The organism is Nonomuraea sp. NPDC049714 (genome assembly GCF_044465295.1).
Taxonomy (GTDB): Bacteria; Actinomycetota; Actinomycetes; order Streptosporangiales; family Streptosporangiaceae; genus Nonomuraea.
This window is the reverse complement of sequence record NZ_JBITLM010000003.1, coordinates 158,775-173,800: the sequence shown is the minus strand read 5'-3', so window position 1 is coordinate 173,800 and position 15,026 is coordinate 158,775. Positions and strand designations below refer to the sequence as shown.

Below are 15,026 nucleotides of genomic sequence, written 5' to 3'. Positions count from 1 at the left end.
TTCCGGAGGACGACGTCCTGGCTCAGGCGAACGGGAGTGTGGGAGGCGCGGTGCTTTCCCGCACGACGAGTTCGGTGGCCAGCTCGACGCGGCTCTGGGGCTGCGGCTCGCCCTGGGCCAGCTTCAGCAGCATCGAGGTGGCCGCGGCGGCCATCTCGGTGAAGGGCTGGCGGATGGTGGTCAGCGGCGGAATGGCCCAGCGTCCCGAGGGCATGTCGTCGAAGCCGACCACGCTGAGGTCGTCCGGGATGCGCAGGCCGAGCCGATGGGCCGCGTGGTAGGCGCCGATGGCCTGGCCGTCGTTCGTGGCGAAGATCGCGGTCGGCCGGTCGGGCGGGCGCAGCATGCGGTGCGATGCGGCCAGGCCGCCCTCGATGAGGAAGTCCCCCCGGCCGATCAGCTCCGGGTCGACGGGCACGCCGGCCATGTCGAGGGCGGTCCGGTAACCGTCGAGCCGGGCCCGGCTGGAGAGCGCGGAATCGGGCCCGGTGATGATGGCGATGCGGCGGTGCCCGAGCTCCAGGAGGTGGCGGGTGGCCGTGAGCCCGCCGTTCCAGTTGCCGGCGCCGACCGACGGGATGTCCCGCGCGGGGGCGTCGGCCGGATCCAGCAGGACCAGCGGGATCTCGCCGCGGGCGAGCTGTTCGAGCTGAGGCTCGGCCAGGCCGGAGAACACCGCTATCACGCCGCTCGGACGGCGCCGCAGCACACCCTCCAGCCAGGCGTCCGCGGCGGAGCGGTCGCGCCGCAGAACCGATATCCCCACCGTGAGGTCGTGCTCACGCGCGACCTCCGCCACCCCTTTGGTGATCTCGACGGGATAGTCGCCCGCCAGCGCGTGGAAGACCAGCTCCACCAGGGCCGTCGGCGTGGAGCGGCGGCGCTGGCGGCGGTAGCCGTGCCGGCGGATGAGCTCCTCCACGGCGGCGCGGGTCTCGGACGAGACCTCGGAACGGCCGTTCACGACCTTGGAGACCGTCGCGGTGGAAACTCCTGCCAGCTCGGCGAGCTGAGCGATGGTGAGACGGGACGACTCCGTGGTCATGGCGGCAGTCTAGTCAGGGCGGCCCGGAGCACCGGGCCGCCCTGAAACGGTGTCCGAACCGGACCCGTCTCACGCCATCAGCGCTGATGCGTCAGCAGCCCCGGCCGGTAGGGCAGGAGGCCGTAGTCGCCGCCGGAGTTGGGGTTGCGTCCCTGGTAGAGCAACTGCAGGTTGCAGGGATCAACGGTCATGGTCTGGTCGGCGTTGCTGCGGACCAGTTCGCCGTGACTGATGTCGTTGGTCCAGGTGGCGCCGCTGTTGGCCTTGCCGGCGAAGGGATTGCCCTCGGTCGCGGCCTGCGGGGTCCACGAACCGCCCAGGCTGGTGGCCGTGAACGAGCGGAAGTAGCGGCCCTGCGAGCCGATCGCCTCGACGAGCATGAGGTACCGGTTCTGGTCCTTGAGCTTGTAGACCTGAACCCCTTCGAACAGGTTGTTCGTCGTGTCGCTCATGATCACCGTCGATGACGTGCCGAAGCTGCCGGGGAAGTTCCCGATGGGCATACTGGCCCGGTAGATCCTGCCGTTGTCCCCGGCGAAGAACAGGTACATGTTCGTGCTGTCACCGATGAGCGTCTGGTCGATGGGCCCTGTTCCGGAGCCGGAGATGCTTCCGGAGAAGAGCGCCTGCTCGGATGACCAGCCGTTCGGATTGGTGGGGTCGCTGGAGGTCCTGTAGGAGAAGGCGGTCCCGCCCCACTGGTAGGCGAGCACCCAGATGTTCCTCGGGGCGAAGTAGAAGAGCGTGGGCGCGACGGTGGAGGCGGACATCGTGTTCTGGCTCGCCGAAGCCATGTCGGACCAGTTGGTGAAGGTGCTGAAGTTCATCGAACCCCATCTCGTGCCCGTGTCGTGCGTCGTGGCGTAGACGAGATGCCTGCCGTTGTAGGGGGCGACGGTGAAGTCCTTGAGCGAGACCCAGCCCGACTTCGGGTTCGCCAGCGGGCCCGTCGATGTCCAGCGGTACGTCGACGGAAGATCGCACGCACCGGGGTTGCCGCCGCCGCCCACCGGGACGAGCTGCCATTGCTGGTTGGCGCCGCCCCAGTCGTCGTACTGGACGATGTTGCCGCCGTCGGCGGTGGAGGCGCCCTGGACCTCCAGGGCCTTGCCGCTGTGGCGGGAGATGAGGCGTACGTGGCCGTCGGAGCTGTCGGCCAGCCGCCACTGCTGGTTCGTCCCGTTGAGGTCGGCCCATTGGACGATGGCGCCGCCGTTGGCGGTCGACCAGTTGTAGACGTCCAGGACCTTGCCGGAGTGGCGGGACTTCAGCCGGTAGTAGCCGTCGCCGGAGTCGACGAACTGCCACTGCTGCTGGTTGCCGTCGTTCCTGGCCCACTGGGTGATGCGGCCGCCGTCGGCGGTGGACAGGTTGTACACGTCCAGGGCCTTGCCGCTGTTGCGGTTGACCAGGACGTACCAGGCGTTGGTGTCGACGGTGGCCGCGTTGGCGGCCTGCGTCTGAAGGGCGACGAACAGGCTCGCCAGTAAGGCGACCACCGTCGCGAGGACGGTCAGGGGTCTGGATCTCATGATGTTCTCCGATTCAGCTGTCGACGTGCCGGGTCAGGGGGTGGTGAGGTCGAAGCGGCGCACGGTGACCGCGCCGCCGAGGGACTGGGTGGCGTAGTTGAAGATGCCGAAGCGGTAGCCCATGAAGAACTGCCAGGCGTTGTTCAAGGTGAAGGCGGGGCCGAGGCTGGTGAAGGTGCTGCCGTCGGTGCTGTAGGAGAAGCGGGCCTGCCTGCCGGAGCCGGGCCGGATGTCGGCGTTGACCCGCAGCCAGAGCCGGTCGCCCGAGATGTTCGCGCCGGCCGCCTCGGTGCCGGTGCCGGTGGTCTGCCACGAGCTGTTCATGGTCAGGCCGTTGGTCATCACGACCCGCTTGACGCCGTTGTCGCGCTTGACGCCGATCCAGGCCGACTGGTCGCGCAGCATCACCAGCCCGGCGCGGTCGCCGTTGGTCATCTGCGCGTGGTCGAGCTCGATCGTCGCCGTCGACGACGGGCCCTGGATGCGGTGGGTGAGCGTGTTGCGGGCGTTGTAGAGGTCGCCTGTGACGGTCGCGGTCTGCAGGCGCAGGCCGTTGCCGGTGGAGTAGCGGCTGGTGTCGGGGTTGTGGTTCCACTCCCAGCGGTGGCCGAGGCTGCCTGAGGTGAAGGTGTCGGGTCCGATCATGGACGCCACCGTGCGGGTGGTCTGGATGTTCGGCTTCGGGTAGTTGACGCCCCATCCACCGTTCACGGTCTGCACGGTCGGCCAGTCGCCGGTCCAGGTGATCGGCGCGAGGGCGGGGACCCGGCCGCCGGGGTAGGCGTCGACGAAGGACATGTAGTACCAGTCGCCGTTCTGCGTCTGGACCAGCCCGCCCTGGTGAGGAACACCGCCGCCGGCGATGGGGCCCGGCATGTCGAGCAGGACCTGACGCATCTCGTACGGGCCCCACGGTGAGGTGGAGCGGAGCACGTACTGGCCGTTGGCGGGGCGGGTCAGCCAGATGTAGTAGTAGCCGCCGCGCTTGTAGAAGCGGGCGCCCTCCAGGGTGCCGACGCTGCTCGGGGTCTGGAACACCTGCTGGGCCCGCACCTGGCTGAGCCCGTCGGCCGAGAGCTGGGCGACGCTGATGGTGCCGTTGCCGTAGGCGACGTACATGGTGTCGTCGGTGTCGACCAGCAGTCCGGCGTCGTAGTAGCAGTTGTTGATCTGTGAGCGCTTGGTCCACGCGCCGTCGACGGCGGAGGCGGTGTAGACGTAGGTCCGGTTGAACTCGACGCAGCCCATCCAGTAGTAGGTGTCGTTGCTGGGCCGGTGGTTCAGGGTCGAGGCCCAGATGCCCTTCACGTACGCCCGGCCGCCGGTGAGGTCGTAGGCGCCGGAGTTGAAGTCGAGCCTCGGGACCGAATGGCCGGCGTACTCCCAGTCGACCAGGTTGTAGGAGCGCAGGATCGGCGCGCCCGGCGAGTAGTGCATCGTCGAGGCCGAGTAGTAGTAGGCGTCGCCGACCCGGATGATGTCGCCGTCGGCGAAGTCCTGCCAGACGACCGGGTTGGTGTAGCCGCTGCTGCCGCCGTCGATCCGGACGAGCTGCCATTGCTGGTTGGCGCCGCCCCAGTCGTCGTACTGGACGATGTTGCCGCCGTCGGCGGTGGAGGCGCCCTGGACCTCCAGGGCCTTGCCGCTGTGGCGGGAGATGAGTCGTACGTGGCCGTCGGAGCTGTCGGCGAGTCGCCATTGCTGGTTGGTGCCGTTGTGGTCGGTCCATTGGACGATGTTCGCGCCGTTGGCGGTGGAGAAGTCGTAGACGTCCAGGACCTTGCCGGAGTGGCGGGACTTCAGCCGGTAGTAGCCGTCGCCGGAGTCGACGAACTGCCACTGCTGCTGGTTGCCGTTGTTACGGGTCCACTGGGTGATGCGGCCGCCGTCGGCGGTGGACAGGTTGTACACGTCCAGGGCCTTGCCGCTGTTGCGGTTGACCAGGACGTACCACGCGTTGGTGTCGACCGTCGCGGCCGACGCCTGGGAAGGCGTGAGGAACACGCCCACGAGAAGCAGCGATGAGAGAACCGCGAGCACGCGTCTCACAGGAACCTCCAGAGGTTGTCGTTCGCGCCGTTGTCGTCGGCGAGCACGACCTGCGCGCCCTGTGCGCTGCCGGCCAGGCCGAGGACCCGGCCGCCGTTGGCGCACTGGATGCGGAAGGCGGCGCCCGACCCGTGGCGCAGCCGCCAGCGGTGGTCGGCGGTGCCGTTGTCGGCCCACTGCACGACGCGCGACCCGGCGGCGGTGCCCATGTTCTGCACGCCCAGCACCTTCTGGCTGCCCGAGTTGCGCAGCCGCAGGTAGCCGCCGGTGTCGACGATCGCCGTCCACAGGTGGTCGGCGGTGCCGGTGTCGCCCCACTGAATGACGAGCGCGCCGTCGGCCGTTGACATGTCGGTGACGCCGAGCACCATCCCGGTGCCCACGTTCTGGACACGCCGTGCGCCGTTCGGCACGAACCGCCACTGGTTGTCCGGGCTGCCGTTGTCGGAGTCCTGGACCACCTGGGCGCCGTTGGCGGTCGACCCGTTCTGGATGCCGAGCAGCTTGGCGCTGTGGACGTTGCGGATCTTGACGGAGCCGTCGCCGGCGTCGCTGATCGTCCAGCGGTGGTCGGCGGTGCCGGTATCACCCCACTGGAGCACCCGGGCATTGTCCGCGGTCGACATGTTGTCGACGCCGAGCACCTTGCCGCTGTGCACGTTGCGGAACCGCAGGGCACTGCCGTCGACGACCGGGACCCAGTCGTGGTCGGCGGTGCCGTTGTCGGTCCACTGGAGAGCCAGGCCGCCGTCGGCGGTGGACATGTTCTGGATGCCGAGGGCGAGCCCGCTGGCCGCGTTGATCAGCCGGAAGCTCGCCGCGCCGGTGTCGCCCGGGCCACCGGTGTTCCAGTAGACGACGTAGTTGTGGTCGTGCGCGTCGTAGAACGGCCCCAGCCGCACCGACGCCCCGTTGGCCGTGGCCGTGAAGGACAGGGAGGAGGCGCTGGTCCGGGTGATCGAGGAAGGGGTCAGGGCGGGGGCCGACGACAGGCCGGTGTCGCCGTAATCGCCCGACAACACGACCGGGCCGTAGGTGACGGCCTGCATACCGGGGTTGTCGTTGGCGGCCTTCATGACCACCCGCATGGGCAGCCGCACGGTCACGGTGTCGCCCGAGGTCCACGACCGGGTGAGGCCGGCGTAGGTGCCCGGGGTGGTGGCGATGTTCTGCTGGGCCCCGTTGACGCTGATCGTCGCGCCCTGGGTCCAGGCCGGGATGCGGATGCGCATCGTCCACGATCCGCTCACGTCGCCGGTGACCCGCAGCGAGGTGGTGTCGTCGGCCGGGTAGGAGGTGGTCTGGGTGACCGTGATGCCGCGCTGGGTCCAGTCGAGCGTGGCGGGCGCGAACAGGTTCACGAACAGTGTGGTGCCGTCGTGGAAGTAGATCGAGTCCATCAGCTTGGTGTTGGTCTCGATCCCGGTGCCCTGGCAGCACCAGAAGGAGTTGTAGGCCGTGCTCCAGGTGCCGCCGCCCCAGGCCGGGCCGACGCCCCGGCGTCCGCCGGGGTTGAGCGGGGTGAAGTAGGTGACGTGCCCGTGCGGGTCCGACGGGTCCTGCTGCCCGATCAGGTGGTTGAGCAGGGCGTTCTCGTAGTAGTCGAAGTAGTCGGCCCGGGTCGGCGACAGCAGCCACAGCTCCCGGGTCAGCTTGAGCATGTTGTAGGTGTTGCACGCCTCGCCGGTGTCCCTGGTCAGATGGGCGGCGATCGCGTCGGGTGCGCGGAAGTGCTCGGCCTGGCTGTTGGAGCCGTTCACGTACGTGTGCGCGCCGACGGTGATGGACCAGGCGTTGGCGGCGATGTCGCGGTAGCGGGTCGTGCCCGTCGCCTTGTACTCGCGGGCCGCCCCGATCCACTTGGGCACCTGCGTGTTGGCGTGCGATCCGTTGAGCCGGTCCTGGTTCGCGGCCAGTGGGTCGAACACGGCCGCGTGGTCGAATCGCTGGGCCGTGGTCAGCCAGCGGGAGTCGCCGGTCATCTGGTACAGGTCCGTCAGCACGGCGTTCATGCCGCCGAACTCGGTGCCGAGCATGGCCTGCATCCGGCTCGCGCCGAGTCGCGACGTGCGTGCGTCCACCCACCCGGCCAGGGCCAGCAGCACGGTCCTGGCCTGGGTGTTGCCGAGCAGCCGCCACACGTCCAGCAGCCCGGCCAGGGTCTTGTGGAGGCAGTAGTACGGCACGTTGCCGTTGGTCAGGGTGCGGTTCTCCACGGCCGTGATGTCCGACTCGGGGAAGCCGGACAGGTAGCCGCTGGAGAATCCGGCGGCGCCGTTGTTCGCCTGGCATCGGGCCAGCTCGGCCACCATGTGGCCGGCCTTGTCCCGGCAGGTGGTGTCGCCGAGCACGGCGTAGGCCTGCGCCCACGCCGTCAGGAAATGGCCCTGCATGTGGGACCGGAACGGGAAGCCGGGCGCGTCCCAGCCGCCGTTGGCCGCCGCGCCGCCGGTGGACAACCGGTGGTTGGCCCGGAAGACGTACAGGAGCCGGTCGACGTCGACGAAGCGCAGATAGCCGAGGGTGCGGTTCTGGTTGTCCAGCCAGCGACCGGAGGTCAGCCGGACCTGGCCGAGGTCGAACTCGTACGCCGAGACGCCGATGTCGGATCTGGCCCAGGGGAGTGCGGCCAGAGCGGGGGAGGCGCCGGCTAACCGGTCGGCGACCGAGAGCGCGGCGGTCGCGCCCGCGGCCTGAAAGAGCTGACGACGGCTCAAGGACATCTGGAGCTCCTTGGAAATGGGGGGTGGTGACCGGCGTCCGCCGGTCACGGGTGCACCGGGCCAGGCCGCCCTCGGGATGAAGTGTTAGCGCTAACATTCGACCCTGTGAAACAGTGCGGCCTATTCCGTCGCGGAGTACATCCGACGATCAGGCCCGGAGTCAATGAGCGGCGCCCCTCGCCGGCCTGAGCTCTGCCGTCGGAACGCCGTCCCGCCTGGAGTTCCGCATCGCTCACGCAGGTGAAAGTTTCACAGGGTCCACCCGGCTCACCTTCCCTCGGCCTCCTCATCGGGGCCGAGGGAAGGTGGTCGGCAGAGGCGGCTCACGCCGTGTGGTGGGTCCACTTCTGGTTGTTACCGCCGTGGCAGCTGTACAGCTGCAGCCCCGTGCCGTTGGCGGTTCCGGCGCCGACGGCGTCCAGGCACAGCCCGGACTGCACGCCGGTGATGGTGCCGTCGGAGTTGACGCGCCATTTCTGGTTGTCGCCACCCCAGCAGGAGTAGATCTGGATCCTGGCGCCGTTGCCGGTGCCGGCGGCGTCCAGGCACTTGTTGCCGTAGACCTTCAATTCCCCTGCTGAGGTCTGCGTCCACTGCTGGTTGCTCTGACCGTTGCAGTCCCACAGTTGCACCGCGGTGCCGTCGGTGGTGCCGGCGCCGGGCACGTCCACGCAGCGGCCGGAGGCCGTGCCCGTGATCTGCCCATCGCCCGGGGTGGGCGTCGGGTCGGGATCAGGATCCGGGTTCGGGTCCGCGGCGTTGAGGGCGTTGAGGACCGAGGTGTAGGCGGCCTTCTTGTTGCCGTTGCGGTCGAAGAGCAGGGGGCTGGTGTTCTCGCCCAGCCAGGAGTCGCTGTCGCGGACGCCCCACACGGTGATGCCCGTGCAGCGGGGGACGGCCAGGCAGTCGTTGGTCACGTTGGCGTACGTGGTGGCCGAGCCGCCCTGGATGTCCAGCTCGGTGATCTGCACGTCGACCCCCAGCGCGGCGAAGCTCTGGATGGTCGTGCGGTAGTTGCTGTTGTAGGGGCTGTTGCCGTTGAAGTGCGACTGCAGGCCGACGCAGTCGATCGGCACGCCGCGGGCCTTGAAGTCGCGGACCATGTTGTAGACGCCCTGGGTCTTGGCCCAGCTCCAGTTGTCGATGTTGTAGTCGTTGTAGCAGAGCTTGGCGGCCGGGTCGGCGGCGCGTGCGGTGCGGAAGGCGACCTCGATCCAGTCGTTGCCGGTGCGCTGCAGGTTGGAGTCACGCCGGCCGCCGGAGTTGCCGTCGGCGAAGGCCTCGTTGACCACGTCCCAGGCGTAGATCTTGCCCCGGTAGTGGTTCATCACGCCGTTGATGTGGTCGATCATCGCCTGGCGCAGCGAGCCGCCCGACAACGACTGCATCCAGCCCGGCTGCTGGTTGTGCCAGGCCAGGGTGTGCCCGCGGACCCGCTTGCCGTTCTGCACGGCCCAGTTGTAGACCCGGTCCCCGGCGGAGAAGTTGAACTGCCCCCGGTTGGGCTCGGTGGCGTCGATCTTCATCTCGTTCTCGGCCGTCACCATGTTGAACTCGCGATTGGCGATCGTCGTGTAGGCGGAGTCGCCGAGCTTGCCGGAGGCGATGGCGGTGCCGAAGTAGCGGCCGCTCTCCGCGGCGGCCGCGCCGAGCGTGCTCGCCGCGGCATTGGCCGGAATCGCCGTCGCCAGCGCCGTGACCAGGCCGAGTGCGCCGAGCGCGCCGGTGACCAGAGCCCGGCGCCGTGCCCTGAGCGGCAGTCGGGCGGTGGGTGGGGACATGGCGTTGACACGCATGATCGAGCCTCCGTAGAGAATCATGGGGAAAGGATCGTGCGGGACACACCCGCAGGACCGACGCCGCGCCCCGGTGGGGACGCACTTCACAGGCGTCGTGACGGCGGTCCCCCGTGAGCGCCACCGAGCCGGTAGGGGGATCACCTCGGCCATCAGTGTGGGAATCTCGCCGAAAATTGTCAAGGATGTCTTAGAAAGTTTCGGCGACGCCCGGCCTCGCCTGCGTCGGTTTTGCTGGCTCGATGCCTGGCCGGGGTCCTTGAAACTTTCGGCCGCCTCGCCCGGCGGGGGCGTACATGAAAGTTTCATGGCGCCGCTCTCGCTGATCGACCGGGGTTCGGATCGATAATCCGAGGTCAGCGCGCAGGGGTGCCGCCCCCGCCGGACCGCCGCATGTTAAGGCGCTCTTGACAGTACCTTTCCGCCTCGTATTTGCTCCTACCGCCACCACCTCCGCCCGGCCCCGAGGGGAGCTCGACCAGTCAGCGGTTTGTTAGCGCTAACAGCCGAGAGGTGAACCCATGAAGCGAAGTGAACCGCGTACGGGAAGGTACACGGGCATCCGAGCCGCCCTGGTGGCTCTGATCACGGCGGTGGCCACCGCTCTGTCCGTGTTCCTCACGGCCGCGCCGGGGGCGTCGGCGGCGGTCCTGACCGAGGTGACGAGCTTCGGCGCCAACCCCGGCGGTCTGCGGATGTACCTCTACGTCCCGGACAGGGTGGCGCCCAATCCGGGCGTCCTGGTGGCGATGCACGGCTGCAACGGCTGGGCCCCGAACTTCCACCAGGGCACCGAGTTCGCCTCGCTGGCCGACCGGTACGGCTTCGTCGTCATCTACCCGCAGGCGAACAAGAGCGCCAACGGCATGTCGAACTGCTTCGACGTATGGTCCGACGAGGCCCTGCGGCACGGCGGTGGCAGCGACCCGGTGTCGATCGTCTCCATGACGAACCACGTGCTGCAACGCTACGGCGGCGACCCGCAGCGGGTGTTCGCCACCGGCTTCTCCTCCGGCGCCATGGAGACCCTCAACCTGCTCGCCACCTACCCCGACGTGTTCAAGGCCGGCGCGCCGTTCGCGGGAGTTCCCTACGGTTGCCTCGGCCCGGCCGGGTGCGGCGACAAGACGCCGCAGCAGTGGGGTGACCTGGTCAGGAACGCCTACCCCGGCTACACCGGGCCCCGTCCGCGCGTGATGGCCTGGCACGGCACCGCCGACTCGGTGCTGCCGTACACGATGTTGCAGGAAGAGGTCGACCAGTGGACCAACGCGCACGGACTGAGCCAGACCCCCGCCTCCACTGACAGCCCGCAGTCCGGCTGGACCCGGCGGGTCTTCGGCTCCGGGCAGGTCGAGGCGTACACCGTCACCGGCGCCGGCCACGACCTGCCGCGCACCGGGATGGCCGCGTACGCCATCCGCTTCTTCGGTCTGGACGGCGGCTCGTCCACCACGACGCCGACGCCACCAGCCGCCGGGCAGATCACGGGAGTCGGCTCCGGCCGCTGCCTGGACGTGCCCGGCGCCGCCACCGCCGACGGCACCGCGGTGCAGCTGTGGGACTGCAACGGGCGCGGCAACCAGCAGTGGGACGCCACCTCGGCCGGCGAGCTCAGGGTCTACGGCAACAAGTGCCTCGACGCGGCCGGCACCGGCAACGGAGCCGTCATCCAGATCTACTCCTGCCACGGCGGCGACAACCAGAAGTGGCGCCTGAACGCCGACGGCACCATCGCCGGCGTGCGGTCCGGGCTGTGCCTGGACGCCGTGGGCCAGGGCACCGCCAACGGCACCCGGATCCAGCTCTACTCCTGCCACGGCGGCGCGAACCAGCGCTGGACCCGCACCTGACACACCGGTACGGCGACCGTGTCGGGGGAGCGGATCGCCGACCGGCGCCACCTTCTACGTCGAGACGGCCGCGGGCACCGACGGCCGCTCCGTCGACGACGCCTCCTTCCAGTGATCCCGAGTGGGAGTCATGTGATGTCAAGACACCGCACGTTCTTCGCAGTGATCGCTGTCGCGGCGCTCCTCGTCCTGGCCACGGGCCATGCGGCGATGAGCAGCGACGCCGGCACGGGCGCGGCGCCCGCCGGCGCCCTCGCGACGACCGCCGGATGCGGCAAGACCCCGACGCTGAGGAGCGGTACGCAGTCGATGCAGACCAGCGGCAAGAACCGCTCCTTCATCCTCCGGCTGCCCGACGACTACCACAACGGCACCCCCTACCGGTTGATCTTCGGCTTCCACTGGCTGGGCGGCACCGCCGCGGACGTCGACTCCGGCGGGACCAGCGGATATCCCTGGTCCTTCTACGGCCTCAGGCAGCTGTCGGACAACGGCGCGATCTTCGTCGCGCCCCAGGGCTTCAACAACGGCTGGGCGAACAGCAACGGTGAGGACGTCATCTTCGTCGACGACCTGATCCGGCTCATCGAGGCGGATCTCTGCGTCGACACCTCGCAGCGCTTCGCCACCGGCTTCAGCTACGGCGGCGGGATGAGCTTCTCTCTCGCGTGCTCGCGGCCGACGGTCTTCCGGGCGGTCGCGGTCTTCTCCGGCGCGCAGCTCAGCGGGTGCAGCGGCGGCACCGAGCCCGTCGCGTACATTGGGTTGCACGGCCTCGGCGACACCGTGCTCGGCATCGCGCAGGGACGGGCGCTGCGTGACAGGTTCGTCCGTAACAACGGCTGTACCGCGCAGAACCCGCCCGAGCCGAGTGCGGGCAGCCGCAGCCACGTCATCACCACCTACTCCGGGTGCCGGGCCGGTTATCCGGTCGTCTGGGCCGCGTTCGACAACGGCCACACGCCCGCCCCCGTGGACGGCACCTACACCGACAACGGCGCCACGACCTGGACCAAGGCAGCGGTGTGGACGTTCTTCTCCCAGTTCGGGAGTTCCTCGACGCCGACCCCCGAACCCGGCGGATGCACGGCCACGATGGAGACCGTCAACTCCTGGTCCGGCGGTTTCCAGTCCACCGTGACCGTCCGCGCCGGCGGCGGCGCCGTCGACGGCTGGACGGTCGGCTGGACCTGGCCCGGCGGGCAGACGATCAACAGCCTGTGGAACGGCGTCCGCTCCGGCTCCGGAGCCGGCGTGACCGTACGCAACGAGGCCTACAACGGCTCCATCGCCCCCGACGGCACCACCACGTTCGGCTTCACCGCCGCCGGCGCCCCGGCCACCCCCACCCTGAACTGCGACGCGTCCTGAAGGAGGACGGCAGATGCGTAGGGTCCTCAGATGGCTCCTGGTGATGTCACTGGCCGCCGGTTCCCTGGTCGCGATCGGCGGTACGTCTTCACCGGCCGCCGCGCTGGAGAACGGGCTCGCCCGTACGCCCCAGATGGGGTGGAACGACTGGAACACCTTCTTCTGCGACGTCAGCGAGAGCCTCATCCGGCAGACCGCGGACATCATGGTATCCAGCGGCATGGCGGCGGCCGGCAACGAATACGTCAACATCGACGACTGCTGGTCCACCAGGAGCCGCGACGCCAACGGCGACCTGGTCACGAGCAGCGCGACGCCGCCCTGTGGTCCCTGCTGAACGCGCCGCTCATCGCGGGCAACGACCTCCGGTCGATGAGCGCCGAGACCCGCTCCATCCTGGCGAACACCGAGGTCATCGCGGCCAACCAGGACTGGGGCGGCAGGCAGGGCCACAAGATCAGCGCCAACGGTGCCCTGGAGGTCTGGCGCAAGCCGATGTCCGACGGCTCGGTCGCGGTCGTCCTGCTCAACCGGGGCACCTCGGCCTCGACGGTCTCCACCACCGCCTCGGCCCTGGGCCTGGGCCTGGGCTCGGCGTTCTCCTACTCGGTGCGCGACCTGCGGGCGCACACGACGTCCTCCTCGTCCGGGACCATCAGCGCGTCGGTGCCCGGGCACGGGGCGGCCATGTACACCGTCACCGGAGGGGGCATCGTTCCCGCGGTCGCGATCAGAGGGGCCGGCTCGGGCCGGTGCCTGGACGTCACAGGCGCCTCGCCGGCCAACGGCGCGCAGGCGCAGATCTGGGACTGCAACGGCCAGCCCAACCAGCAGTGGCGTCTCAACGCCGACGGCACCATCACCGGAGTGCCGTCGGGCCGGTGCCTCGACGTGCCGAACAACGCCACCGCCGACGGCACCAAGTTGATCATCTGGTCCTGCAACGGCGGTGCCAACCAGCGGTGGACCCGCACCTGAGGACTCCACGACCCCGGGGCGGTGATGCGCTCAGGCCGGCTGCCGCAGCGACATCACCGCCCAGGGCGCGAGTTCGACGTCCAGGTCGAGCACGCCGTCGGCGGGCACGGTCAGCGTGAACCTGAGGAGCGAGTCGGCCACCCCGCTCAGGTACTCGCTCTCGGCCCTGGTCAGGTTGAGGGGTGAGCCGAGCCGGTACCAGGCCTCGGCGGCGTTGCCGTGCTCCCAGTCCACGATCTCGACCAGGAACGTCGTGCCGGGCTCCAGCCCGCCGATCGAGTGGCGGATCCGCCGGGCCGGCCCCACCTCGGCCGGCGCGCGTGCCGCCGGGTACGAGTTCGCGGAGCCCACGCCCTTCATGGCCATGTCCTCGGGGTAGTTGTAGAACACCGCCGACACGGCCGACGTCCGGCTGTCCCGGGTCACGACCCCGTCGGACGTCGCGAGGAGCAGCCGGTCGCCGAGCCGGGCCAGCATGGTGAACGCGTGGAACGTGGGCTTGTGGATGCCGCCCTCGTTCACCAGCCCGAACCCGCCGTGGAACGGCCCGATCCCGGCGCCTCCCTCCTCGAACACGTCCGTGAAGGTCCAGTAGGAGATGGAGTCGGCGAGCGTCGCGCACTTCAGGTACGACCGCGTGATGGAGGTCGCCGCGAACGGCGTGTCGTGGATGAAGTCGCGGGCCGACGGCGACGTCGACCACTCGGTGATGTGGATCTCCGCCTCGGGGTACGCGCTGTTGCGCACCAGCTTGCGCAGGAGGGTCAGGTCGTCGAACGTGGCATCGGCGTACCGGGTGATGTGCACGGCCTCGCCGTTGGCGCCGTACGCGAAGTCGGTGGGGTAGAGGTGGGTCGAGACGAAGTCGATCGGAAGGTCGCGTTCCTCGCACCAGGCGATGAAGTCCTCGATCCAGACCGGCTGCCAGTCGAGCGCGTCCACGTCGGTCGCGGCCGCCGTCGCGAGCGTCGCGGAGCGGTCCTCGGTCTCGCCCTTGTACCGGTCGTCGGGTACGAAGACGCTGGTGGCGGGCCCGCCCACCTTCAGGGCGGGATCGATCTTCTTGATCGCCCGGACGGTCTGCTCGTAGAGCTCGAAGTACTCGGTCTTGGTGCCGGTCCAGAAGTGGGGGACGAGGTTCGGCTCGTTCCACACCTCGAAGCGCCACTGCCGCACCTCGGCGAGGCCGTACCGGCCGATCCAGTGCTCGACCGCCTTCGTGACCAGCTCGACCCAGCGCGCCATGTCCTTGGGCGGGCTGCAGTGAGCGCCCCACCAGAACACGGTCTCGGTCTGAGTCGCCAGCTCGCGAGGCATGAAACCCAGCTCGACGAAGGGACGGACCCCGCTGTCCACCAGGAAGTCGAACACCTTGTCCACATAGCTGAAGGTGTACACGGGTGCGGCGAGGGGCGCGTCCGGGCCGAAACCGCCACCGTAACTCTCCCGGTACACGAACATGTCGTCGTGAAAGACGCCGTGAAAGCGGATGTACCGGATTCCCAAGGCGGCGACCTCGGCGAACTGCCGTTGCCAGTCCGCGCGCAACGCCTCGTTCGCCCGCCCCGCGCCGATACACCAGCTCCAGACGTGCGGGAGCACGCTCTCCCCGCGCAGCTCCCCGTCGATCCGGAGCCGGGGTTCCTTCTTCATGGCCGCACCCTCTTCACGAAAGACTT

10 protein-coding genes are annotated in these 15,026 nt (G+C 69.2%); 4 read left to right on the top strand and 6 right to left on the bottom strand.

The genetic code is table 11. From position 1 onward, the window contains the following. Positions 1 to 22: 22 nt before the first annotated feature. The 5 genes from ACIBQX_RS14085 to ACIBQX_RS14065 all read right to left on the bottom strand — a co-directional run bounded on the left by ACIBQX_RS14085 (position 23) and on the right by ACIBQX_RS14065 (position 9,169). Positions 23 to 1,045 carry a LacI family DNA-binding transcriptional regulator gene (locus ACIBQX_RS14085; protein WP_397004215.1) on the bottom strand — a complete coding sequence of 341 codons (1,023 nt, stop codon included), beginning with the start codon at positions 1,043 to 1,045 and terminating at the stop codon, positions 23 to 25. Between the two features lie 77 nt (positions 1,046 to 1,122). After that, positions 1,123 to 2,577, bottom strand: coding sequence for a non-reducing end alpha-L-arabinofuranosidase family hydrolase (locus tag ACIBQX_RS14080; RefSeq protein WP_397004213.1), 1,455 nt, complete (start codon positions 2,575 to 2,577; stop codon positions 1,123 to 1,125). A 33-nt stretch (positions 2,578 to 2,610) separates the two neighbouring features. Then, positions 2,611 to 4,626: an RICIN domain-containing protein gene (locus tag ACIBQX_RS14075; protein ID WP_397004211.1), complete on the bottom strand. Its 2,016-nt coding sequence runs from the start codon at positions 4,624 to 4,626 to the stop codon at positions 2,611 to 2,613. Beyond that, positions 4,623 to 7,349 (bottom strand): beta-L-arabinofuranosidase domain-containing protein, encoded by a 2,727-nt coding sequence (locus tag ACIBQX_RS14070; RefSeq protein WP_397004209.1) that lies wholly within the window; start codon positions 7,347 to 7,349, stop codon positions 4,623 to 4,625. The genes ACIBQX_RS14075 and ACIBQX_RS14070 overlap by 4 nt, the downstream gene beginning before the upstream one ends. A gap of 323 nt (positions 7,350 to 7,672) precedes the next feature. Continuing rightward, positions 7,673 to 9,169, bottom strand: coding sequence for an endo-1,4-beta-xylanase (locus tag ACIBQX_RS14065; RefSeq protein WP_397004207.1), 1,497 nt, complete (start codon positions 9,167 to 9,169; stop codon positions 7,673 to 7,675). 497 nt (positions 9,170 to 9,666) lie between these two features. Here ACIBQX_RS14065 and ACIBQX_RS14060 point away from each other — a divergent pair, with 497 nt between their 5' ends. The 4 genes from ACIBQX_RS14060 to ACIBQX_RS14045 all read left to right on the top strand — a co-directional run bounded on the left by ACIBQX_RS14060 (position 9,667) and on the right by ACIBQX_RS14045 (position 13,347). Beyond that, positions 9,667 to 10,998: a PHB depolymerase family esterase gene (locus tag ACIBQX_RS14060; protein WP_397004205.1), complete on the top strand. Its 1,332-nt coding sequence runs from the start codon at positions 9,667 to 9,669 to the stop codon at positions 10,996 to 10,998. Positions 10,999 to 11,133: 135 nt separating this feature from the next. After that, a complete protein-coding gene (locus tag ACIBQX_RS14055) occupies positions 11,134 to 12,369 on the top strand; it encodes a cellulose binding domain-containing protein (protein WP_397004203.1) in 1,236 nt (411 codons plus the stop codon). Between the two features lie 13 nt (positions 12,370 to 12,382). Next, a complete protein-coding gene (locus tag ACIBQX_RS14050) occupies positions 12,383 to 12,706 on the top strand; it encodes a hypothetical protein (RefSeq protein WP_397004201.1) in 324 nt (107 codons plus the stop codon). 35 nt (positions 12,707 to 12,741) lie between these two features. Beyond that, the gene (locus tag ACIBQX_RS14045; protein ID WP_397004199.1) at positions 12,742 to 13,347 is read left to right on the top strand and encodes an RICIN domain-containing protein; all 606 of its coding nucleotides are present in this window, start codon (positions 12,742 to 12,744) and stop codon (positions 13,345 to 13,347) included. Between the two features lie 30 nt (positions 13,348 to 13,377). Here the strand turns inward: ACIBQX_RS14045 and ACIBQX_RS14040 are convergent, their stop codons facing one another. Further along, complete coding sequence (locus ACIBQX_RS14040; RefSeq protein WP_397004197.1) at positions 13,378 to 15,000, bottom strand: beta-xylosidase; 1,623 nt, start codon at positions 14,998 to 15,000, stop codon at positions 13,378 to 13,380. Positions 15,001 to 15,026: the final 26 nt, after the last annotated feature.

Bases quoted from the DNA above. Each gene is read 5' to 3' on its own strand.
- ACIBQX_RS14085 (WP_397004215.1), bottom strand. From the start codon at position 1,045: ATGACCACGGAGTCGTCCCGTCTCACCATCGCTCAGCTCGCCGAGCTG.
- ACIBQX_RS14080 (WP_397004213.1), bottom strand. From the start codon at position 2,577: ATGAGATCCAGACCCCTGACCGTCCTCGCGACGGTGGTCGCCTTACTG.
- ACIBQX_RS14070 (WP_397004209.1), bottom strand. From the start codon at position 7,349: ATGTCCTTGAGCCGTCGTCAGCTCTTTCAGGCCGCGGGCGCGACCGCC.
- ACIBQX_RS14065 (WP_397004207.1), bottom strand. From the start codon at position 9,169: ATGATTCTCTACGGAGGCTCGATCATGCGTGTCAACGCCATGTCCCCA.
- ACIBQX_RS14060 (WP_397004205.1), top strand. From the start codon at position 9,667: ATGAAGCGAAGTGAACCGCGTACGGGAAGGTACACGGGCATCCGAGCC.
- ACIBQX_RS14055 (WP_397004203.1), top strand. From the start codon at position 11,134: ATGTCAAGACACCGCACGTTCTTCGCAGTGATCGCTGTCGCGGCGCTC.
- ACIBQX_RS14050 (WP_397004201.1), top strand. From the start codon at position 12,383: ATGCGTAGGGTCCTCAGATGGCTCCTGGTGATGTCACTGGCCGCCGGT.
- ACIBQX_RS14045 (WP_397004199.1), top strand. From the start codon at position 12,742: ATGAGCGCCGAGACCCGCTCCATCCTGGCGAACACCGAGGTCATCGCG.
- ACIBQX_RS14040 (WP_397004197.1), bottom strand. From the start codon at position 15,000: ATGAAGAAGGAACCCCGGCTCCGGATCGACGGGGAGCTGCGCGGGGAG.